19 protein-coding genes are annotated in these 21170 nt (G+C 64.4%); 14 read left to right on the forward strand and 5 right to left on the reverse strand.

Features of this window, described 5'->3' with window-relative positions; all coding sequences use genetic code 11:
• Nucleotides 1-199: 199 nt before the first annotated feature.
• The 8 genes from V6590_RS06335 (at nt 200) to V6590_RS06370 (ending at nt 9118) form a co-directional block, all read left to right on the forward strand.
• A complete protein-coding gene (locus V6590_RS06335) occupies nt 200-1495 on the forward strand; it encodes an NAD(P)/FAD-dependent oxidoreductase (protein WP_434063232.1) in 1296 nt (431 codons plus the stop codon).
• Complete coding sequence (locus V6590_RS06340; protein WP_335421061.1) at nt 1492-2241, forward strand: DUF1365 domain-containing protein; 750 nt, start codon at nt 1492-1494, stop codon at nt 2239-2241. The genes V6590_RS06335 and V6590_RS06340 overlap by 4 nt, the downstream gene beginning before the upstream one ends.
• On the forward strand, nt 2238-3467 hold the full coding sequence (locus tag V6590_RS06345) for an MFS transporter (protein ID WP_335421063.1): 1230 nt from the start codon (nt 2238-2240) through the stop codon (nt 3465-3467). The genes V6590_RS06340 and V6590_RS06345 overlap by 4 nt, the downstream gene beginning before the upstream one ends.
• Nucleotides 3460-4029: a DUF3833 family protein gene (locus V6590_RS06350; protein WP_335421064.1), complete on the forward strand. Its 570-nt coding sequence runs from the start codon at nt 3460-3462 to the stop codon at nt 4027-4029. Before V6590_RS06345 ends, V6590_RS06350 begins: the two co-directional genes overlap by 8 nt.
• Entirely contained in the window at nt 4022-4753 is a 732-nt protein-coding gene (locus V6590_RS06355) for an SDR family NAD(P)-dependent oxidoreductase (RefSeq protein ID WP_335421066.1), read from the forward strand. The genes V6590_RS06350 and V6590_RS06355 overlap by 8 nt, the downstream gene beginning before the upstream one ends.
• A gap of 97 nt (nt 4754-4850) precedes the next feature.
• Nucleotides 4851-5774: a hypothetical protein gene (locus V6590_RS06360; RefSeq protein ID WP_335421068.1), complete on the forward strand. Its 924-nt coding sequence runs from the start codon at nt 4851-4853 to the stop codon at nt 5772-5774.
• A 12-nt stretch (nt 5775-5786) separates the two neighbouring features.
• Nucleotides 5787-8303, forward strand: coding sequence for a hypothetical protein (locus tag V6590_RS06365; protein WP_335421070.1), 2517 nt, complete (start codon nt 5787-5789; stop codon nt 8301-8303).
• Nucleotides 8288-9118: a glycosyltransferase family 2 protein gene (locus V6590_RS06370; protein ID WP_335421072.1), complete on the forward strand. Its 831-nt coding sequence runs from the start codon at nt 8288-8290 to the stop codon at nt 9116-9118. The genes V6590_RS06365 and V6590_RS06370 overlap by 16 nt, the downstream gene beginning before the upstream one ends.
• A gap of 34 nt (nt 9119-9152) precedes the next feature.
• Here V6590_RS06370 and V6590_RS06375 read toward each other — a convergent pair whose 3' ends face one another.
• On the reverse strand, nt 9153-9926 hold the full coding sequence (locus V6590_RS06375) for a hypothetical protein (protein WP_335421074.1): 774 nt from the start codon (nt 9924-9926) through the stop codon (nt 9153-9155).
• A 4-nt stretch (nt 9927-9930) separates the two neighbouring features.
• Nucleotides 9931-11130 carry a glycosyltransferase gene (locus V6590_RS06380; protein WP_335421076.1) on the reverse strand — a complete coding sequence of 400 codons (1200 nt, stop codon included), beginning with the start codon at nt 11128-11130 and terminating at the stop codon, nt 9931-9933.
• Nucleotides 11131-11287: 157 nt separating this feature from the next.
• On the opposite strand from V6590_RS06380, the gene V6590_RS06385 reads away from it, so the two are divergent.
• From V6590_RS06385 to V6590_RS06395, 3 genes are all read left to right on the forward strand, one after another.
• Nucleotides 11288-12622, forward strand: a complete 1335-nt coding sequence (locus tag V6590_RS06385) for an oligosaccharide flippase family protein (RefSeq protein ID WP_434063233.1) — start codon at nt 11288-11290, stop codon at nt 12620-12622.
• 90 nt (nt 12623-12712) lie between these two features.
• Nucleotides 12713-12940: a hypothetical protein gene (locus V6590_RS06390; protein ID WP_335421077.1), complete on the forward strand. Its 228-nt coding sequence runs from the start codon at nt 12713-12715 to the stop codon at nt 12938-12940.
• A 500-nt stretch (nt 12941-13440) separates the two neighbouring features.
• Nucleotides 13441-14112, forward strand: a complete 672-nt coding sequence (locus V6590_RS06395) for a sugar transferase (RefSeq protein ID WP_434063234.1) — start codon at nt 13441-13443, stop codon at nt 14110-14112.
• Between the two features lie 72 nt (nt 14113-14184).
• On the opposite strand, the gene V6590_RS06400 is transcribed toward V6590_RS06395, so the two are convergent.
• Nucleotides 14185-15435, reverse strand: coding sequence for a GumC family protein (locus tag V6590_RS06400; RefSeq protein WP_335421079.1), 1251 nt, complete (start codon nt 15433-15435; stop codon nt 14185-14187).
• Between the two features lie 13 nt (nt 15436-15448).
• The gene (locus tag V6590_RS06405; protein WP_335421081.1) at nt 15449-16333 is read right to left on the reverse strand and encodes a CpsD/CapB family tyrosine-protein kinase; all 885 of its coding nucleotides are present in this window, start codon (nt 16331-16333) and stop codon (nt 15449-15451) included.
• A 338-nt stretch (nt 16334-16671) separates the two neighbouring features.
• Here V6590_RS06405 and V6590_RS06410 point away from each other — a divergent pair, with 338 nt between their 5' ends.
• Nucleotides 16672-17628: a glycosyltransferase family 2 protein gene (locus tag V6590_RS06410; protein ID WP_335421082.1), complete on the forward strand. Its 957-nt coding sequence runs from the start codon at nt 16672-16674 to the stop codon at nt 17626-17628.
• Nucleotides 17629-17631: 3 nt separating this feature from the next.
• On the opposite strand, the gene V6590_RS06415 is transcribed toward V6590_RS06410, so the two are convergent.
• A complete protein-coding gene (locus tag V6590_RS06415) occupies nt 17632-18417 on the reverse strand; it encodes a WecB/TagA/CpsF family glycosyltransferase (protein ID WP_335421084.1) in 786 nt (261 codons plus the stop codon).
• Between the two features lie 118 nt (nt 18418-18535).
• Between V6590_RS06415 and V6590_RS06420 the strand changes: the two genes are divergently transcribed.
• Nucleotides 18536-19426: an acyltransferase family protein gene (locus V6590_RS06420; protein ID WP_335421086.1), complete on the forward strand. Its 891-nt coding sequence runs from the start codon at nt 18536-18538 to the stop codon at nt 19424-19426.
• 94 nt (nt 19427-19520) lie between these two features.
• Nucleotides 19521-20888, forward strand: coding sequence for a hypothetical protein (locus V6590_RS06425; protein ID WP_335421088.1), 1368 nt, complete (start codon nt 19521-19523; stop codon nt 20886-20888).
• Nucleotides 20889-21170 lie beyond the last annotated feature (282 nt).

The following is a 21170-nucleotide window of genomic DNA, read 5'->3' on the forward strand; positions in this document are numbered from 1 at the left end:
TGCGTTCTTCCGCTGCCCTGCCTGATGGGCAGAAGCATAAGGCGCGCCGGTGGCACGTCCATGGGGAAAATCGCAGGGGCTGGCATCGAACATCATGTTGCTTTTACGCGGGCTGCGGAAAACCGGATCACTGGAAAAGCAATTGATCCGGCAACGCCGCTGCGCCGTATCCTTGCAAAACACCCGAGAGGACAGGCCCATGCCTTTTGAAATGCCCCCTGCCCAACGCCGCCGCATTGCCGTCATCGGGGGCGGCATATCCGGCATGGCCGCCGCGCATCTTCTGGCCGATCAGCATGATGTGACGCTGTTCGAAGCCGAAGGGCGTCTGGGGGGCCATGCCCGGACCGTGACAGCCGGGCGGCGCGGAGATCAGCCGGTCGATACCGGCTTCATCGTGTTCAACAAGGCGAATTATCCCAATCTGACGCGCCTGTTTGACCGGCTGGCCGTTCCTTACAAACCCAGCCGGATGACCTTTGGCGCATCCTTTGGCGGCGGGGCGATGGAATATGCGCTTACCTCGCTTGATACGCTGTTTGTGCAGCGCCAGCGCGCGTTTGATCCGCGTTTCCTGCGAATGATCCGCGACATTCTGCATTTCAATGCGCATGCTGAACAAGCGTTGACCCACCCGGGAATGACCATCCGCGAGTTCTTGGCCGAACTGGGCACGGGGGTGTGGTTCCGCGACCGTTACCTTCTGCCCTTCTCTGGTGCGATCTGGTCCACGCCCTGCGAAGGTGTGCTGGATTTTCCGGCCCATGCGCTGGTGACCTTTTTCCGCAACCATCATCTGATGAGCGTGAACGGCCAGCATCAGTGGTACACAGTGGATGGTGGTTCGGTCGAATATGTGCGCCGTCTGCAGGCCGCATTGATCGAACAGGGGGTCACCTTGCGCCTGGGCGCGGCGGTGCAATCGGTGGCGCGGCAGCCGAAGCCGGTGGTGCAGGTGGCAGGCGCCCTGCCGGAGCAGTTTGACGATGTGATCTTTGCCACCCATTCCGATGACAGTCTGCGCCTGCTGGCCGATGCCAGCCCCGCCGAACGCGCAACTCTGGGCGCTGTGGCCTATCAACCGAACGAGGCGGTGCTGCATTCCGATCTGGCCCTGATGCCACGCCGCCGCAAGGTATGGTCCAGCTGGGTCTATGTCGAACCCGAAGGCCCGAAGCCCGACCGCATCGCGCTCAGCTACTGGATGAACAGTCTGCAATCCATCCCGCAGGATGATCCGCTGTTCGTGACGCTGAATGCCACCCGCCCGATCCGCGATGACCTGATCCATGATGTCACCACCTTCCGTCACCCGGTTTACGATCTGGGGGCACTGCAGGCGCAGGGGTTGATCCGGGCGATGAATGGCACCCGCAATACCTGGTTCTGCGGGGCGTGGATGCGCAACGGCTTTCACGAGGATGGTTTTGCCAGCGCGGTCGATGTCGTGCAGGGCATGGCGGCGCGCGATCAGGTGGTGGTGGCGGCAGAATGACGGGGATCGACCATATCGCGGGTCAGACCTACCACGGGCGCAAGGGGGCCGTCCGCAATGCCTTCCGCTATGGGGTGGATTATGTGCTGCTTGATCCCGCCACTGCGCGCGGGCCTGCCTTGTTTTCCCGCAACGGCCGCAACCTGATTTCGCTGCATGATTGCGATCATGGCGGCGCACCGGGGCAGGGGCGTGGGGTGGATTGGCTGCACGAGGTTCTGGCCAGCCATGGTCTGCCCGCGCCGGACCGGGTTGAACTGCTGGCCCAGCCCCGTGTGCTGGGCCATGTGTTCAATCCGGTGGCCTTCTGGCTATGCCATGGGGCAGGCGGGTTGCAGATCGTGGTGGCGGAGGTGACGAATACCTATGGCGACCGGCATTGCTATCTGTGCCACCGCGACGATCTTGGTCCGCTGACAGCCTCGGATTGGGTGGAGGCGCGCAAGATATTTCACGTTTCGCCGTTTCAGCCGATTGCAGGCAGCTACCGGTTTCGCTTTGACGTCCGGGCCGACCGGATCGGCATCTGGATCGATCATTCCAATGCTGAAGGCGGCATCTATACCAACCTGACCGGCCCCCGCCGTGCATTGACCAATGCGGGCATCCTGCGCGCCTGCCTGCGCCGGCCCTTTGGGTCGCGTCGGGTTCTGGCGCTGATCCATTGGCAGGCGCTGAAACTGGCGCTGAAAGGGGTGCGGTTCCGCAATCGCCCGTCCCCCCCGGATGCCGAGGTCAGCCGATGACCGATCAGGTCGGCCTGTGGCGCTGGTCGGGTTTCGCGGCGGTGCTGGCGATGGCGGGGCTGCCCATCTACATCCACGCACCTGCCTACTATGCCGCGCAGCACGGCATCGGGCTGGGGGTTCTGGGGGTGGTTCTGGCGGCATTGCGTCTGGTCGATGTGGTGCAAGACCCCGCTCTGGGCTGGCTGGCCGAACGCAGCCGGGCCTGGCGGTCGCAGGGCGTGGCGCTGGCGGTTCTGGTCATGGCGGTCGCAATGCTGGCGCTGTTCTGGCCAAACCTGCCGCTGGCAGCCTTGCCCTGGTTTGCCCTGTCGATGTTCGCCCTGTTCACTGCATGGTCGTTCCTGTCGATCGTATTCTATGCCGAAGGTGTTGCGCGGGCTGTCCGGCTTGGTCCCGAAGGCCATTTGCGGCTGGCGGGCTGGCGCGAAGGCGGTGCCTTGGTCGGGGTCTGCCTTGCAGCAGTTGCGCCGCTGGTCCTCACCGGATTTGCCCAGCCCTACGCCCTGTTTGCGGCGGGGTTTGCCCTGTTGGCGCTGCTGACCTTGTGGACAATGCGCGGCGAATGGCGGGGCGGGGCGGCATTGCCCCCCGATTTTCGTGGCCTGCTGGCCGATCCGGGGGTGCGCGGGTTGCTTCTGCTGGCGCTGGCCAATGGGGCGCCCGCTGCGGTCAGTTCCACCCTGTTCCTGTTCTTTGTCGAAGATCGTCTGCAAAGCCCGTCTGCGGCCGGCCCCCTGTTGCTGCTGTTCTTCCTTTCGGCGGCAGTGGCGGTACCGCTCTGGACCAGGGCTGCGGCACGCCATGGCATCCGCCATGTGCTGACGGCGGCCATGTTGCTTGCGCTTGTGGCCTTCAGCGTCACGCTCAGCCTGGGCGCGGGTGACGTTGCAATCTTTGCGGTGATTTCAGCCCTGTCTGGCGCGGCGATGGGGGCCGATCTCAGCCTGCTGCCTGCGCAGTTCGCCCGTCAGTTGGCCCGATCAGGCGGGGCCGAGGCTGCAGGCTTTGCGCTTTGGTCCTTCATGTCGAAACTGACACTGGGCCTTGCCGCTCTGGTGCTGCTGCCGGTGCTGGACCTGCAGGGCTTCCGCCCCGGGCAGCCCAATGATGCCAAGGCGCTGGTTGCCCTGACGCTGGCCTATGGTGGCCTGCCCTGCCTGTTGAAACTTGTGTCCCTCGCGCTGCTTTGGCGCCTTGACCTGACGGAGGCGTCCCATGCCTGATTTCCTGCTGCTTCTGGCCGGTGCCCTGCTGGTTGCGCTGCCCCTTTGGCTTCGTGGGCGGTTCTGGTCCTTTGCTGCGCAGCGCCCCGAAGATTACCTGGCGGGCACCCCCATTGATCTGCACCGCCATCTGAACGGCAAGATGATCTGCGAAGGCGTGATCTATGGCCCTGCGGGGCGTGTGGTGTCGCGCTTTGTCGCGGATATGGAGGGGCGCTGGCAGGGCAGTCGGGGCCAGCTGATCGAAAGGTTCCATTTTGACAGCGGCACCGTGCAGGATCGCGTCTGGGATCTGACACTTGGCCCGGATGGCCGCATTGCTGCCACTGCGCCCGACATGCCCAATGGCGCCACCGGGCAGGTGCGCGGATCGGGCATGTTGATGCGCTATGATGTGCGCCTGATGCCCGAGGCGGGGGGCCATCTGCTGTCGGTCACCGACTGGATGCATCTGGCCCCCAATGGCACATTGGTCAACCGCAGCCAGTTCCGCAAATTCGGCCTGAAGGTGGCCGAACTCGTCGCGGTCATTCGCCCGGCAGAGGGCGCGCGCGATGTTTGACGGGCAGCGCTGGTGGCTGGTCGGGGCGTCCGAAGGCCTTGGCTTTGCCTTGGCGCAGGCCATGGCCGCGCGTGGCGCAGGGCTGATCCTGTCGGCCCGCAATGCCGAACGGCTGTCCGAGGCCGCCGCGACCCTGCCCGCCGGGGCCGAGATCGTGCCGCTGGACGTGGCCGACCGCGATAGCATTGCCGCAGCGGGGGAAAGGATCGGCCCGGTTGATGGCATGGTCTGGCTGGCAGGTGTCTATTGGCCGATGCGCGCACAGGACTGGGACAGCGCCAAGGTCGAAACCATGTGCGACACCAATTTCACCGGCTGTGCCCGGGTGATCGGCGCGGTTCTGCCCGGCATGCTGGCCCGCAAGCGCGGCCATATCGTCATCACCGGCTCGCTTTCAGGCTTTCGCGGTCTGCCGGGCGCGGTGGGCTATGGCGCGTCGAAGGCAGGCTGCATGTCTCTGGCCGAAACGCTGCATGCCGATTTGCGCGGTAGCGGCATCAAGGTGCAACTGGCCAATCCCGGCTTCATCCGCACCCGGCTGACGGCACTGAACGATTTCGCCATGCCGCAGATCATGGAACCAGACGCCGCAGCCCTGCACATGATCCGCCTGATGGAAAGCAACCGCTTTTCCGCCAGCTTCCCAACGCCCTTTCAATGGCTGTTCCGCGCGGCGAATTTCCTGCCGGATGGCTTGTATTACCGGCTGTTCGCGCCGAAATAACCTCTGCTCCCTTTATCGTGGTTCAAATATCCTCGGGGGGCGCGGGGGGCAGACAGCCCCCGTCCATTTTGGACACCCGCCAGCCGCAGGAGGTTCCATGCGCCGAATTCTTGGCCTTGCCCTGATTGCCACCGTCCTTGGCGGGGTTTGGCTCTGGCTGTCACAGCCCAAACGGCTGGATCGCGCGGCGCTGATGGCGCGCTACGCCGAACCGCTGCCACCACAGCGCCCGGCGGGCGTCTTTCATCTGGGTCACAGTCTGGTCGGGCGCGACATGCCGGTGATGCTGGCACAGTTGATGGGCAACCGTTTTCACAGCCAATTGGGTTGGGGGGCATCGCTGAACCAGCATTGGCAGGGCGATGTGCCGGGCTTTGCCGAGGAAAACCACGCGCCCTTTCACCGCGATGCGAAACAGGCGCTGGCCTCGGGCGAATATGATGCGGTCGTGCTGACCGAGATGGTCGAACTCAAGGATGCGATCAAATGGCATGACAGCCCGCGCGCTTTGGGCGATTGGGCGGCTGCGGCGCGGCAGGTGCGGGGGGATGTGCGGGTCTATCTGTACGAAACCTGGCACCGGCTGGACGATCCGGCGGGCTGGACGGCGCGGATTGCCGCCGATCTGCCCGCGCTGTGGGAGGGAACCTTGCTGGCGCAGGCCATGGCGCGGCCGGATGGCGGCACCATCCATGTGATCCCGGCGGGGCAGGTGATGGCAGCACTGACCGCGAAGATCGAGGCGGGAGAGGTGCCCGGCCTGTCGCGTCGCGAAGATCTTTTCGCCCGTAATCCCGATGGCTCGCAGGACATGATCCATCTGAATGATCTGGGGGCCTATGTCGTGGCGCTGACCCATTTCGCCGTGCTGGCGGGGCAAAGCCCGGTCGGCCTGCCGCACGCCCTGTTGCGGGCCGATGGTACGCCCGCCACGGCGCCCGACCCCAAGGCGGCGCAGATCATGCAAGAGGTGGTCTGGCAAGTGGTCACCGGTTATGCTGCAACGGGCGTATCCGGTTGAAAGGTCTGGCTCATGTCGCTGTTCGCGGTTCTTGCTGACATCCTGTTTGTCGGTCACAGCCTGGTCGGGCCAAACCTGCCCGGGCTGGTGGAACAGGGGCTGATCCAGCAGGGCGCGGCGGAAGCGGTGGTCGAGGCGCAGATCATCAATGGGGCGCCGCTGCGCTATCAATGGGACAATTCGACCGAGGCCGAGGGCGTCGATGCCCGGGTCCGGCTGGTGGCGGGCGGGGTGGATGCACTGATCCTGACCGAGGCGATCCCGCTCGCAGGCCAGATCGACTGGAATGACAGCCCCGGCCAGGTTGCCTCCTGGGCCGGTTTGGCCTGGGAACACAATCCGGCAACGCAGGTTTTCATCTATGAAACCTGGCACAGCCTGAAATCGGCGCCGGGTGCGGCGATAGAAGGCGATCCGGGCGCGGGTATCGACTGGGCCACTCGCATCGCGGCCGATCTTCCAGCCTGGGAAGGGCTTGTCACCGGGGCCGAGGCGATCCGCCCGCAAACCGCGCCGCCGCTGCGGCTGATCCCGGCAGGGCAGGCCATGGCGCTGGCCCGGGCCGAGGCGCTGGCAGGGCGCTTGCCCGGTATTGCCCGGATCGAAGACCTGTTCAGCGATGACATCCACCCCAATGGCAAGGGCCAGTATCTGTTGGCCATGGTCCATGTTGCGGCGATCAGCGGCAAAAGCCCCGAAGGGCTGCCTGCGCGGTTGGGGCGACGCTGGACCAGCCGCGATGCGGTGATTTCGGATGAACTGGCCCTGGCCTTGCAGCGTATCGCCTGGACTGCGGTGCAGGCGCAGGTGGCGCGCGAGGCCGCGCGCCCGGCCACTGCCAAACCCGATATGGTCGCCGCTGCCCTGCCAGAGCCTGAAGCGGCCCCGGCAGACCCCGCCACGGCTGAGCTTGCGGCCCTGCCACCGCCAGTGTCGCAGGATGCTATCGCCGCGTTGACGCCGATCATCAACCCGTCGCTGGGCTTCGGGCTGGCCGGGGTGAATGACTGGACGGTGCAGCAACCCTTTCTGGACGTGATGAAAACCGCCCGACCCTGGACCGGCCACAAGCCGGGCCAATGGGGCGGGATCGACCATGATGGTCTGGCGGCGGGCGGCTGGCTGGATGGCAATGGTTGGGTGCGCGCCCTGCCACCGGGGATCGAGGCGGTCTCGACCCTTGTGCTGACCGAATTGCCTGCTGATGCCGGGGGAATTGCGGGCCGTTATGTGCTGCGCTGGCGTGGCAAGGGCGATCTGCGGCTGGAAGGCCGGGCGCAGAACATCTCGCCGGTCGAAGGGGGCCTTGCCTTCGACTATACGCCGGGCGAGGGATCGGTGCTGATCACCCTGTCCGCGCTGGATGCCACTGACCCGATCCGCGACATGACGCTGGTGCGTGAAGACCGGCTGGCTGCATTTGATGCCGGGCACATCTTCAACCCCGATTGGCTGAACCGGCTGCGCGGGGTGCGGCTGATCCGGTTCATGGATTGGATGGCCACCAACAACGCGACGCTTGCCACGATTGAAGACAGCCCCAAACCATCAGATTACACATGGGCGCGCAATGGCGTGCCGGTCGAGGTGATGGTCGCGCTGGCCAATGAACTGGAGGCTGACCCCTGGTTCACGCTGCCGCATCTGTCTTCGGATGCAATGGTCCGGTTTTACGCGGAAAGCGTTGCCGATCTGCTGATGCCGGGGCTGAAGGCCCATGTCGAACTGTCGAACGAGGTCTGGAACTGGCAGTTCACCCAATCCGCCTGGGCCGAGGCCGAGGGTAAGGCCCGGTGGGGCCGCGACGGGGCATGGCTGCAATTCTATGCGCTGCGCGCAACGCAGGTAGCCCGCATCTGGACCGAGGCCTTCGGGGCCGAGGCGCGCGATCGGCTGGTGCGGGTGATTGCCACCCAGACCGGCGTGCCGGGGATGGAGGTCGATATATTGGACGCGCCGCTGGTCAAGGCCGAGGGCGATCTGGCCCCTTACGAATCCTTCGATGCCTATGCGGTGACCGGTTACTTTGCCGGGCTCATGGTGACCGATGTAAAGCTGCCTCTGGTCAAACAATGGCTGGCAGAAAGCGCGCAGGCCGATCCGGCCAATCCCTATGCCCTGGCTGTCACCCGCGCGGCCGAGGAACTGCGCGACGGTCGCCATTCCGGCATCGCCGAAGACACGCTGCAGGATGTGCTGACCCGTATCCTGCCCTATCAGGCCAAGGTGGCCAAGGATCGTGGGCTGGATCTGGTGATGTATGAAGGGGGCAGCCATCTGGTGGGCATAGGCCCGATTGTTGACGATGCCGAAGTGGTGGCCTTTTTGCAGCACCTGTCCTATACACCTGAAATGGGCGCGCTTTATTCCGAACTGCTGCAGGGTTGGGCCGCGCTGACCGATCAGCCCTTTAATGCCTTTGTCGATATCTATACCCCGGGCAAATGGGGAAGCTGGGGCGCGCTGCGGCATCTGGGCGATGACAATCCGCGCTGGCGGGTGCTGGCGCGGGGGTGCGACAAGTGCTGAGCGTCATCATCCCGGCATCGAATGAGGCAGGCTATATCGGGGCCTGCCTGAGCGCCTTGTTCGCCAGCCCCTTGCCACCTGGCGGGGCCGAGGCGGTGGTGGTGGCCAATGGATGCCGTGATGATACCGCCGACCGGGCGCGGGCGCTGGCCGCGCGGGCCGAGGCGGCGGGCTGGGGCCTGACTGTGCTGGACCTGCCGCAAGGCGGCAAGCCCAGCGCCCTGAATGCAGGGGATGCGGTCGCCCGGGGGGGAATGCGCGCCTATCTGGATGCGGATGTGCTGGTCTCGCCCGCCCTGATCGGTCAACTGGTCGAGGTTCTGGCGACGCCTGCCCCGCGCTATGCCAGCGGCACCGCCCATATTCCGCAAGCGCAAAGCCGGGTGACGCGGGCCTATGCCCGGTTCTGGCAGACCCTGCCTTTTGCGCAAAGTGTGGCGCCGGGCTATGGGCTGTTTGCGGTCAATGCGGCTGGCCGGGCGCGGTGGGGCGAATTTCCGGCGATCATTTCCGATGATACCTTTGTGCGGCTGCAGTTCCTGCCCGCCGAACGGGTGCAGGTGGCTGCCCCCTATGATTGGCCGATGATCGAAGGTTTTGCCGCGCTGACCCGGGTGCGGCGGCGGCAGGATGCCGGGGTGGCTGAGATTGCGCGGCTCTGGCCCGGCCTTCTGGCGCGCGAAGGGCGGGCCCGGCTGGGCCTTGGCGGGTTGGCCGCACGGGCACTGCGCGATCCGCTTGGCTTTGCCACCTATGCGGCAGTCTCGCTGGCGGTGCGGGCCCGGCGCGGCAATGGCTGGACCCGAGGGCGATAGCCCCTGCCCGAAGGGGCCCGAGGCCTGGCCGAAATCAGGAGCAGGCGGTCAGATCGGACCAACCGCACAGGGCGGCCAGTTGTTCCACCGGAGTATCCGTGCCGATGGCCATGCCGAGCCGGTCCTTCGTGTCGCGCCAGGCCTGCCAGCGGTCCCGCCACAGATGCAGGCCTGATCGGCTGATCTTGATGATCGGGCTGCGCAGGGGCAACTGCCCTGCCCATTTGCGCTGCATCGCGCGGTAGCAATCGACATAATCCTGCCCCAGCACGCCATGATAGCGATCATTGTGGATACAGGGCAGGGCGGTTATCCAGGCGCCAAGCCCCTGGCGACGGGCTTCGGTCACGATGTCGGTGCCGTAGAGATGCCAGCCGGGCAGGCTTGTGTCAAAGCGCAGGCCGGACCTGCGCCGCAGCACGATCAGCAATTCATCATAGCTGAGCGCGGGTATGGGCGATAGCGGCACCCGGCCCACGATCATCCCAAGCGACGATGACCAGACCGGGCCATAATGCGGCCCGTCCGCGCCCACGCCAAAGGCCCCGATCAGTGCCCAGTCCGGGTCGATGGCTGCCACTTCGGCGATGCGCCGCGCCAGCAGCTTTTCCCAGCCGCGGGGCAGAAAGACATCCTGATGGGCAAAGACCACGATATCCTGCGAGGTGGCATCCAGCGCGCGGTTATAGGCATGGGCTGCCGATCCGGCACCCCATTCTGTCTGAAGCGGCACATGGTCCAGCAGCGGCGACCGGGACAGATTGGCTGCAAGGATGGTTTCGGAATTGCAGGCAGCTGCAATCACCATTGTGTCAGGCAAGATGAACTCCCCGGATCAGGTTTGCCAGTTTCACCGCTTCGATATTCACGTCATGCCGAGCAAAAACCCGCGCCCGGCCCGCAGCCCCCATGGCGGCCAGCCGGTCGGGCGGGGTATCGGCCAGTTGGCTGATCGCCGTGGCCAGCGCCATGCAATCGCCCGCAGGCACCAGCCAGCCGCAATCGGGGGTGACTAGCTCTGGCATCCCGGCAATGGCTGTGCCAATGACCGGACGCCCGGCGGCCAATGCTTCCATCACGACCATGGGCAGACCTTCGGCGAAAGACGGCAGCACCAATGCCCTGGCCCCTGCAAGGGCGGCGCGGACTTCGGCTTCGGCCAGCCAACCGGCCAACGTGACATGGCGGCGCAGGGTCAGGCGTTCGATCAGCGCTTCGATTTCGCCGCGCAATTCGCCATCGCCCACCAAAGTCAGATGCAGGCCCGGATGGTGCCGCACCGCATGGGCCACTGCCTCCAGCAGCAGCGGGAATCCCTTCTGTTCGGAAAACCGGCCGATGGCCACCAGCCGCAGCTTGGTCGGCGCGGGCTCAGGCAGCGGAAAGCGGTGCGTTTCGATCCCGCAATGCACCACTTTCAGCCGGGGCCAATCCGGCAGATCGGCCCAACGGCACAACTGGCTGCGCCCGAAAGACGAGACTGCCACCACAAAACTGGCCTTGGCGCATTTTTCACGCAGCGACAGGGCGCGAGGGCTGTCAAATTCTTCTGGCCCATGGACGGTGAAAGACCAGCGCGGCCCGCCCAGCATTTGCGCCAGAAGGGCAACGGTTGCGGGGTTGGTGCCGAAATGCGCATGCAGGTGCTGAACGCCCGATTGCGCACAGCGTCGCGCCACCTGTGCGGCCTCGATCAGATAGACCAGATGCTTGCGCCGCGCCCCGGCCCGAACGCCCATCGCCCAGGCCTGGGCCACGGCCCGCAGGCTGCAAAGCGGGCGCTGCGCCATCCATCCCAGAGCATCCAGCACAAGGGTGACCGGGCCCGCCTCGAGCAGATGTTCGGTATGCAGGTCTTCGGCCTTGTCGGCGGGATCGGTCAGGTTGGCCCGGTCCGACCGCATCGCCAGACGCTGAACCGTAAAGCCGATCCGCTCCAGCGCCTGAATTTCGCGGCGGATGAAGGTGTGCGAGGCACGCGGATAGGTGTTTACAAGATATGCGATCTTCACGGTCGGGCTACTTTGTGGTTGGTCGGGGTCTTAGCAGATTTCCTGTCGTGACAGAAGCGTGTGGCCGAAGAATGGCAGGATTTGCGCGGCTTGGCCCCGGTCGAACAGATAACGCCCCCCGATTGACCCGGAAGGGCCGCGGCCCTAGGGTCCGCCCATGCAAGAAGCCCGTTCTAGTTTGTTTTCGCGTGTGTTGCGGGGGTCTGTCCTGACCGCCGGGGCCTATGCTTTCAGCCAGGTCTTGCGGCTGGGGTCGAACCTGATTCTGACCCGGCTGCTCTATCCCGAGGCCTTTGGCCTGATGGCGCTGGTTTCGGTCTTGCTGATCGGGCTGTCGATGTTTTCCGACATCGGGCTGGGCCCTGCCATCTCGCAAAGCGATCGCGGGGATGAACCGGATTTTCTGGATACGGCCTGGACGGTGCAGGTGATGCGCGGGCTGGTGCTGTGGCTTGCGACCTGTGCCCTGGCCCTGCCTGCGGCCCGGCTGTATGAGGCCCCGGAACTGGCGATGTTGTTGCCGGTGGCGGGGTTGTCACTGCTGATCGGGGCCTTCAACCCGACGCGGATCGACACGGCGCATCGTCATCTGCTGTTGGGTCGGGTCACGATGCTGGATCTGGCATCGCAGGCCATCGGCATTGCGGCAATGGTCGGGCTGGCGATGTGGCATCCTTCGGTCTGGGCGCTGGTGAATGGCGCGATCATCGGGGCCGTGGCCAAGCTGGTGCTGACGCATTGGGGGCTGCCGGGACAACCCAACCGTTTTCGCTGGGAACCGACCGCCGGGGCGCAGCTGATTCACTTCGGCAAGTGGATATTCCTGTCCACCGCCTGTGGCTTTCTACTGGCACAGGGCGACAAGGCCATTCTGGGGGCCTTTCTGGAACTGGACGAGTTGGGGGTCTACAATATCGGCTATTTCCTGGCCTCTTTCCCGGTGATGCTGGGCGGGGCGGTGGTGGGCCGGATCATGATCCCGATTTACCGCGACCATCCACCTGCGGCGAGTGCTGCCAATGCCGCGCGGCTGCGCCGCCTGCGTTTCGCCCTGACCGGGGGGATACTGCTATTGCTGGGGGTGATGGTTTTCGCAGGCGAGCCGCTGGTCCGCCTGCTGTATGACGACAGGTATCTGGGCGCGGGGGCCATCGTGGTGGCGATTGCCTGCGTGCAGATGCCGATGGTGATCGGCATGACCTATGATCAATCCGCCTTGGCGGCGGGGGATTCGCGCAATTACTTCCTTGTCATGGCAGCGCGGGCGGCGGCGCAGACCTTTGCCTTTCTTCTGGGCGCCTATTCTGGCGGATTGGCCGGGGCGCTGATCGGGCAATTCGTGGCGATGGTGCTTGTGCATCCGTTGATCGTCTGGCTGGCCTTGCGGCACAGGTCATGGGATGGGCTGCATGATGCGGTATTCGGGGGGCTGGCCCTGATGCTGCTGGCGCTTGCCGTGGCGACGCATGGCGCTGCCTTTACCGCGATCTGAATTGCCCAATCCGACCGGACTGCCGCCAAAGCGATCCGGTCATGCCAGATTTCTGCCGCAATCCGCTCCTAGCTTCGTCAAAGAAGGTAAATGGACCGCAGGGGTATGGGCATGGCAATTGGCGTGATGCTGGCCGGGATCGTCGCAGGGCTGATGGGGACTGTCTGGGCCCTGGCTTCTGGATATTCGGTGCTGGTCGCCATGGCGCTGTATCCGGTTGCCGGGATTGCCGGGGTTCTGACGCTGTTGCCGCTGGTGCTTTTCCGTATCAACGCGACTGACGGCGAACCGACCCGGGGGCTGCAGGAAGCCCACTGACCCCCCTTTCCATCAAATCGGCCCATTGCGCGCGCCATTGGAAACAATGGTGCGTCGTGCGTTTTGGGCCTACCTCTCCGATCGGATAGGGTCCTCTCTTCGCATGGGGGAATGACCCCCGCAAAGGGGCTGCGAATCACCGCCGAATGTTCTTTGCGTGCAGCTGATGTTTTCCCCACAGGGTTGCAGTATGGCTGATCGTGGCAGCATCGTGGCGGAGATCGGGCAAATTTTCCCCGTGATTATGATGGTAAATGGCCCATAAACCCTGTTCGCGGGTGTCGCCAAACACAGGTAACAAACGGTAAAATGGCAATTGGGGGCGTTACTGTTGAGTGTACGCAATGTTCTGCAAGCCAGTTGGTCGGAAATCCGGCCAGGCCGCGCTGTTTCGCGGTCTGTCTGACGTTTCTTTGGCCATCGTAGCGGCGACTGTTAACGGGTGACAGACAATGACGATAAGCTATCCCCGCTTCCAAGGAGCGGGTCCGGTTCCTGTTTTGCCAAACGATCTGGCACAGGCGAAGATTGCCCCCGCGGCTCTGGGGCTGCAGCGTCCCCGCAAGGGGGCCTATCGTGATTTCTTCAAGCGTGCGCTTGATGTTTCGGCAATCGTCCTTGCCGCACCCATTGTGGTGCCGATCGTTGCCGCCCTGGCCTTTGCCGTGTCGCGCGATGGCGGCAGCGCCTTTTATTCGCAGCAACGTGTCGGCCAGCACGGTCGCGCTTTCCGCATGTGGAAGCTGCGGTCCATGGTGACCGATGCTGACGAACGGATGAACCACTATCTGAACAGCAATCCTGCTGCCCGTGCGGAATGGGATGAAACCCAGAAACTGAAGAACGATCCGCGCGTCACCCCTTTTGGCCGCTTCCTGCGCAAAAGCTCGCTGGATGAACTGCCGCAACTGTGGAACGTGCTGATTGGCGACATGAGCCTTGTGGGCCCGCGCCCGATGATGCTGAGCCAGCAGGCGCTGTATCCCGGCACGGCCTATTACAAGTTGCGGCCTGGCATTACCGGCTTCTGGCAGACGGCTGGGCGGAACCGCACCAGCTTTGAGGCACGGGCGGATTATGACGCGGCCTATGAGGCCGACCTGTCGCTGGCAACCGATCTGAAGATCCTTGGCCGCACCGTGGGCGTCGTGATGAACGGCACTGGTTGCTGATCTGACACGCAGGTCAAAACAAAAGCGCCGCATCCTGATCGGGTGCGGCGGTTTTTCCGTTCTGTCACGGGGTCAGGCTTGCCCCGCCCATCGCTGTGTCAGGCGGCGCAGCAGGTTGGGATGTGGCTTGGCCAGATGCAGATCGGGCAGGGTGATGACGGGCCGGATATCCAGTTCACGCTGCATCTGTTCGGCGCTGCGGATCACCGGGTTCATCAGATCAAGCAGAAAGGCCAGACCGATGCCCGCCAGCAGGCTGGCCATCGTGCCCGCCAGAGCCAGCTTCTTGCCACCGCCGCCCAGGGCGTAATCCGGCACGATGGCCCGTTCCAGCAGGCTGAAATGTTCGGAATGGCTTTGCTCTTCCATGCGCATCATGGTTTCGGCATCGGCCTTGCGGGCGGTGATCAGGTCGTATTGTGATTGCAGCTGTTCCAGCCGCCGACCATAGGCGCTGAGCGTGCGCTCCACTTCGGGCGTGTCTGCCACCTTGGCATCCATCGCATCGATCTGGCCCTGCAGGGCCTGACTTTGGCGGGTCATCACCTCTAGCTGGGCGGCCAGGCTGTCCAGTTGGCGGCGGTCGGTTTCGCGAAGGCGTTCCTTGCGTTCCAGCGCGACCTTTTCGCCTTCGATCGCCAGCATATCTTGCGACAGGCGCCGCAGATCGGCCTCGATCCCGCTGCGTTCATCGGCATCGCCAGACCCGAGCGCGACGGGATTGGCGCGCTTGTAGCTTTCGATTTCCGCTTCCAGCGCGTTGATCTCGCTGGCCACGCGCGATTCCTCTTCCAGAAAGAAGGCCAGCGTTTCGCGGGCGCGGGTGGTCTGGCGGGCGACCGAAAGGTCCAGCACGCTTTGCGCCAGATCATTCGCCACCCGTGCTGCCGCTTCGCCATCGCCCAGCCGAACGACGATCAAGAGCGCCGAAACCGAGGTGGTGCCAAAGCTGCTTTGGTTGGCAGAGGCGATGCTTTGAAAGCTGACAGAAGTGCGCAGCAGGCCAATCTTCTGTTCCATGCTCAGCCCGGGGGCTTCGGCAAACAGGCCATGGCGGTCGATCACCGCAGCAAGGTTTTCACGGGTCGTCAGTTGCTGTTCGATGACCTGAATGGTGCGCGCGGCCTGCGCGCCGCCGGAATCGCTCGATCCGTTGATGATCGGACTTTCCACCTGAATCAATGCGCCCGCCTCATAGGTTTTGGGGCGCGACATTCCCATCATGACCGATACCACCGCGCCCAGAACCAGCACGGCCGCGATGATGAAAAAACGCCGCCGCAACATGCTGAGAAGATCGGCAATGGATTGAATGGGTCCCATGGTCGTTGCGGCCTTATGTCTTTCCGTATCTGTAGCGGCGGGCGGTGCGATCTTCGGCCCGGTTCAATACCACGCCCAGAAAGGGCACCACGCCATTGAACAGACGTTCGCAGGCGCGGATGTCATCGGCTGTCGTGCGGGTGCCATCGGCCACCAGCAACACTGCATCCACCTCGGGCAGAACAGACAGAACATCGTCGCTGCCAAGCGCAGGTGGCAGGTCAAGGATCATCACTGTCGGATCCAGATGATCGATGATGGCCTTCAATGTGCCACGACTGGCAGGGTCCATCAGGGTTTCGGCGGCGCGCGGCACGGCTTCGCCATTCAGCGCGAGGGCAAGGTTATCCCCTATCCGGCGCAGATGGCTTTCGACCGGCTGTTCGCCGGACAGAAGCTCGGTCAGCGGTGCGGCGGGCAGATCGAACAGCCGCGCCAGGTCGGGGTGGCGCAATTCCAGATCGACCAACACCGCCCGGGCCGCGGGCAGCCGCGCCACGGAAAGCGCCAGATTGGCCGCAACCAGGCTTTTGCCGCAGCCATGTGTGGGCGATGTGACCGCGATCTTCTTCCAGCCGCGTTCGGCCATGGCCTGCAGCATCCGGGTGCGCAGGATATCGAATCGCGCAGTTACCTCGTTTTGGGCGGCATCTGTGAACAGACCGTTTCCGGCCATTCGCGCGCTATCCGGCATGACAGCACTGAGCGCCGCCCAGACCTTTTCGGGCCGGTGCGGGGCTGGTTGAGGTGGGCTGAACACCTCGATCGGACCATCGGCCCGCCCCGGTTCGACAATGCCGCGCACGGGCACCTGCCGGGCACGGAACAGCGAAACGGCGGCTGGCCGCTGCGTCGCGCTTTGCGCCAGACGTTCGGAAAACTCGTCCTTGCTGGTCATCTCTGTCCCATATCTGGTGGGCGCGGCATCAAAAGGCCCCAAAATGCGCGAATTCCTCATGGGTCCTGTCGGGCTCCTGCAAGGCGGCCCGGGGCCGCATGGGTCACATCACTGTCCCGCCTTGCGACGGGGGGGTTACGGTCATTTGGCAGGACAGGGCCAATATCCGGCCCCGGCCTTGCAGATTCGTCCGGGCCCCCGCCCTTGGAAGTTTCATAGCAGAAAGCCCATTGAATTGGAAGGTTTGCCCCGGGCTTGACGGCGGTCGCGGTCCCGCTTTGCGCTGGTTCAGGTGTGGGGGCGGTGCCTATAACGGTGCAAACAAGCAGGGGGCGCGGATGCCTGAGCAGATCGTGGATGCCGTCGTGATCGGTCGGAACGAAGGGGCGCGGCTGCTGACCTGTCTGGACAGTTTGCGCGGCCAGGTGCGGCGCATCGTCTATGTGGACAGCGGCTCGACCGACGGGTCGGCGGGGGCGGCAACGGCGCGCGGGGCGCAGGTGGTGGCGCTGGACATGACGCAGCCCTTTACGGCAGCGCGGGCGCGCAACGCCGGGCTGGACCTCCTGGCCTCTGATCCCCCCGATCTTGTGCAGCTGGTGGATGGGGACTGCGAGGTTCGGCCGGATTGGGTGGCGCAGGCCAGGGCCTTCCTGATCGCGCGGCCCGACATCTGGGTGGTGTGCGGACGGCGGCGCGAACGCTTTCCCGAAGCCAGCCGTTACAACCGCTTGTGTGACCGCGAATGGGATACGCCGGTGGGCCCGGCCAAGGCCTGCGGCGGCGATGCGCTGATGCGGTTTGCGCCGCTGCGGTCGGTCGGGGGGTATGATCCGACACTGATCGCCGGGGAAGAGCCCGATCTTTGCCTGCGCATGGGGCGGGCGGGTGGCAAGGTCTGGCGTCTGGATGCCGAGATGACCCTGCATGATGCGGCGATGACGCGGTTCGGCCAATGGTGGCAGCGCAGCCGCCGGGCCGGGCATGCCTTTGCCGAAGGCGCTTGGCGCCACGGCGCCGGGCCGGAACGCCACTGGGTGCGTGAAACCCGCCGTGCGTTGCTTTGGGGGGCAGGGGGGCCGATGGCCGCGCTGCTGCTGGCTGCGCTGTGGCATCCGGCTGGGCTGGCGCTGATCCTGCTCTGGCCGTTGCAATGGCTGCGCCTGTCGCGCCGCATGGGGGCCGAAGCCGCGCTGTTCAGCGTTCTGGGCAAGCTGGCCGAGGCGCAGGGGGCGTTGGGGTTCTATTGGGGGCTGCTGCGTGGGCGGCGGCGCGGGTTGATCGAATACAAGTAGCGATCAGCGCATCCGCAGCGCCTGCATCACCTGAGAAGGCAGAAGTTTGGCACAGGCCCAATAGCGCGGAACAAGCCGCCGCGGGTTCGACATCATCCGCCAGGCCCATTCCATCGCGATCTTCTGCGCCCATTCCGGCGCGCGGGTCTGGCTGCCTGCCAGAAAATCGAGGCCCGCGCCAATGCTGGCAAATCCGGTACGCGGGGCCAGCTTGCGGCCCCGTGCCGCCATGATCTCTTGCTTCGGGGCACCAAGCGCCAGAAAGCACAGCCCGATTCCTTCGGCGTCCAGCTGGCGCAGCATCGCTGTGGCATCAACCCCTTCGACATCAAATCCCATGGGCGGGGCGATCTGCAGCGCGATCTGCAAGGCAGGGATTTCGGCCTGCATCCGTGCGGCGGCGGCGGCAAGGCTGGCCTCGGTTCCCCCCAGAAGGGCGATACGCGCCCCGGTCTGCGCGGCAATCCGCGCCAGCGGCAGTACCATTTCAGACCCGGGCACCAGTTGCACCGGACGCCGGGCCAGCCGCGACAGCCAGACGATCGGGTTGCCATCCGCCACAACGAAATCCTGCGCGGCATAGGCGGTGCGGAAGGCCGGGTCTTGGCCCAGCTTGACCAGATGGTCCAGATTGATCGTGGCCAGAGCGAACCCCCGGCCTTCTGCCAGTCGGGCCTTGGCAGCAGCCAACAAGGCCGCAGCATGGGGCACATTGACAGAAATGGTGGTGGTGTCGAACTGGAACTGCACGATGCGCCCTTGTGGCTGGGATGTCCGGGTCCATACCATGATGCCGTGCAGAAATCAGCCTTGCGGCGGTGTAAAAACACTCTGTTTCCCGGCAGTGGCTTTGCGCGCCCTTTGCAGGGGATTGCCAAGGGGCAGGGCAGCGGCGTAGCCAAGAGGCATGGATATGCGCGCAGGCGGGCATCGGCAATCGATCGATCTCGCGCGGTTTCTGGCCGCGTTCGGGGTGGTCTATACCCATGCCGAAGCCTCTACCCGCGATTGGACGGGGCATCTTTCCCTTGGACTGTTCCTGATCCTGTCTGCCGCGCTGGCCGTGCAATCGGCGGAACGGGCGGGCGGCCAATATGATCTGATGCGGAGGTTGCGGCGGGTGGCCCTGCCCTGGTTGGCGTGGTGCCTGTTCTACCGGGCACTTGATCTGGTGTTCAGCGACGATCCGGCGCGGTTTCAGCCGCTGCGCGATCCGCTGACCCTTCTGATCGGCCCGGAAATCCACTTGTGGTTCCTGCCCTTTCTGATGCTGGGCATGGTGCTGGTGCAACCTGTCGCGGGCGCGGTGACCGACCGGCGCAGGCTGGCCATCGGTTGCGCCGTGCTGGCGGGATTGGGTCTGCCGTTGCTCTGGCTGCATGAATTTGCCGGCCTGCCCTTCCCCTTTGCGCAATGGACCCATGCGATTGTCATGTATGGCTATGGCCTGCTGTGGGTGGGTGCTGCGCGGCTTGGCCGGAATGGATGGCCATTCCTTGCGCTGCTGACCCTGACAGCGGTGCTTTGGCCATTTGTGGACAAGCCTTGGCTGGTGACCGTGCCTTTGGCCGCAGTGCTGTTCGAACTGTTCTGGCGTCTGCCCTTGCGCCATGCCCTGTTGCCCCATCTGGGGCGGGCTGCGCTTGGGATCTATCTGGTGCATCCCTTCGTCATGCTGGTGGTGTACAAATATCTTGGTCCACTGGATCTGTGGCCGATGACGCTTGCGGTCTTTTTCGGTGCCTGGGCCTGTGTGGCAGTCATGCTGCGCCTGCCGCTGCTGCGTGCGGTCGTGTGACGCATGACCATGCCACAACACGCAGCGGGGAGGACATGATCTGAGCGGGGCCAGCCCTTTCGCCTTTCTCGCCCTGCTGGCTTGGCCCATGGTCATGGCCGTGATGTGGCGCAGACTGTCAGTCGAACAGGCGCTGATCTGGTCGATCCTTGGCGGCTACCTGCTGCTGCCGCCCTTGCCGGTCGGGTTCAACCTGCCGGTGGTGCCCGATCTGAACAAGAATTCGATCCCTGCACTCACCGCCCTGGCCATCATGCTGTTTTCGCGACGCGAGAAGCTGAATGTGCTGCCGGATTCGCTGATCGGTCGTGGCCTGATCCTGATCTTCGTGATGTCACCCTTTGCCACTGTGCTGACCAATGGCGAAGAACTGCCCAAAGGTGCAAACGACACAATTCAGGGCATGCGGATCTATGACAGTGTTGCCGCAGTGACAAACCAGATGATCGACGTGCTGCCCTTCTTTCTGGCCCGGCACTATCTGGCCGGACCCGAGGCGATGCGGCTGCTGGTTGCGGCACTGGTGCTGGCCGGGTTGGGCTATTCAGTGCCGATGCTGTTGGAAACCCAGATCGCGCCGGTCATCAACATCTGGGTCTATGGCTTCTTTCAGCATGATTTCTTCCAGATGATCCGGGCCGGGGGCTATCGGCCCATCGTGTTCCTGCCGCATGGGCTTTGGGTTGCGTTCTTCGCCCTGATGGCGGCCATGGCGGCACTGGTGACCTTTCGCGTCGGGCCAGCGCCGGAGCGGCCGAAACAGGCGCTGATCCTGGTCTATCTGCTGATGGTGCTGGTGGCCTGCAAGAGCGCGGGCCCGATGATCTTTGCATTGGCGCTGACGCCGCTGATCCTGTTTGCTCCGCGTCGGGTGCAAATTCTGGTGGCGGCCGGGCTCGCGGTGATCGTGATGACCTATCCGCTGTTGCGCGGCGCGCATCTGATCCCGGTGGATCGCATCATCGCGACAGCCTTCCAGTTTTCCCCCGACCGGGCCTGGTCGTTCCAGTTCCGGGTGATGAACGAGGAACGGCTGTTGGACTGGGCGCAACTGAAGCCGTTTTTCGGCTGGGGGGGCTATGGGCGCAACCTGCTGTATGATCCCGAATCCGGCATCACCCTGACCATCGTTGACGGGGCCTGGATTCTGGTGCTGGGGGTCTATGGCTGGGCAGGCTACATCGCACAGTTCGGGCTTCTGGTATTGCCGCTGGTTCTGATGGGGCGGGAGATGCTCGCCCCGCAGCGTGAAGCGCCATCGCCCTTTCTGGCGGCCATTTGTCTCATTCTTGCGGCCAATCTTCTTGACCTTCTGCCCAATGGCACGCTGGTGCCACTGACCTGGCTCATGGCGGGTGCGGTTCTGGGTCAGGCCGAGCGTATGCGGCGGATGCGGGTGCTGCAGCGGGCCACCGACCTGCAGGCAACCCTGCATCCCCGCAATCGCAAGACGGTGATCTGAACCGAAAATCCGGTGCAGCAAGGCAGAGGGATTGTTGCCGTCTTGCGCAAAATCCAGCCTTCACGGGTCCGGTGCAGAACCGAAGATGGCCGGGCCTGCCCTGATCGCCGGGGCTTTGGGGCGGGAATGTGGCAATTGCGTGGCATTGTCGCAGTTGGGGGGATGATCGGGCAATGGCTCCCCCTGTGGTATCTTCAAGCCTTTGTTTACGATAAAATCCGAAGCTGTGCCGGGTGACTCGGACGTCGGCGCTTGCAGCGCTGGCGCGGGGCGGCCCGGCAG

This window comes from Gemmobacter denitrificans, assembly GCF_036964905.1.
Classification (GTDB): Bacteria; Pseudomonadota; Alphaproteobacteria; order Rhodobacterales; family Rhodobacteraceae; genus Gemmobacter; species Gemmobacter denitrificans.

What these genes read in the sequence shown, in the direction of transcription:
- V6590_RS06340 (WP_335421061.1), top strand. Translation starts at nt 1,492, where the DNA reads ATGACGGGGATCGACCATATCGCGGGTCAGACCTACCACGGGCGCAAG.
- V6590_RS06390 (WP_335421077.1), top strand. Translation starts at nt 12,713, where the DNA reads ATGGACCGCAGGGGTATGGGCATGGCAATTGGCGTGATGCTGGCCGGG.
- V6590_RS06365 (WP_335421070.1), top strand. Translation starts at nt 5,787, where the DNA reads ATGTCGCTGTTCGCGGTTCTTGCTGACATCCTGTTTGTCGGTCACAGC.
- V6590_RS06425 (WP_335421088.1), top strand. Translation starts at nt 19,521, where the DNA reads ATGGCCGTGATGTGGCGCAGACTGTCAGTCGAACAGGCGCTGATCTGG.
- V6590_RS06335 (WP_434063232.1), top strand. Translation starts at nt 200, where the DNA reads ATGCCTTTTGAAATGCCCCCTGCCCAACGCCGCCGCATTGCCGTCATC.
- V6590_RS06345 (WP_335421063.1), top strand. Translation starts at nt 2,238, where the DNA reads ATGACCGATCAGGTCGGCCTGTGGCGCTGGTCGGGTTTCGCGGCGGTG.
- V6590_RS06410 (WP_335421082.1), top strand. Translation starts at nt 16,672, where the DNA reads ATGCCTGAGCAGATCGTGGATGCCGTCGTGATCGGTCGGAACGAAGGG.
- V6590_RS06400 (WP_335421079.1), bottom strand. Translation starts at nt 15,435, where the DNA reads ATGGGACCCATTCAATCCATTGCCGATCTTCTCAGCATGTTGCGGCGG.
- V6590_RS06405 (WP_335421081.1), bottom strand. Translation starts at nt 16,333, where the DNA reads ATGACCAGCAAGGACGAGTTTTCCGAACGTCTGGCGCAAAGCGCGACG.
- V6590_RS06420 (WP_335421086.1), top strand. Translation starts at nt 18,536, where the DNA reads ATGGATATGCGCGCAGGCGGGCATCGGCAATCGATCGATCTCGCGCGG.
- V6590_RS06350 (WP_335421064.1), top strand. Translation starts at nt 3,460, where the DNA reads ATGCCTGATTTCCTGCTGCTTCTGGCCGGTGCCCTGCTGGTTGCGCTG.
- V6590_RS06385 (WP_434063233.1), top strand. Translation starts at nt 11,288, where the DNA reads ATGCAAGAAGCCCGTTCTAGTTTGTTTTCGCGTGTGTTGCGGGGGTCT.
- V6590_RS06415 (WP_335421084.1), bottom strand. Translation starts at nt 18,417, where the DNA reads ATGGTATGGACCCGGACATCCCAGCCACAAGGGCGCATCGTGCAGTTC.
- V6590_RS06375 (WP_335421074.1), bottom strand. Translation starts at nt 9,926, where the DNA reads ATGGTGATTGCAGCTGCCTGCAATTCCGAAACCATCCTTGCAGCCAAT.
- V6590_RS06355 (WP_335421066.1), top strand. Translation starts at nt 4,022, where the DNA reads ATGTTTGACGGGCAGCGCTGGTGGCTGGTCGGGGCGTCCGAAGGCCTT.
- V6590_RS06360 (WP_335421068.1), top strand. Translation starts at nt 4,851, where the DNA reads ATGCGCCGAATTCTTGGCCTTGCCCTGATTGCCACCGTCCTTGGCGGG.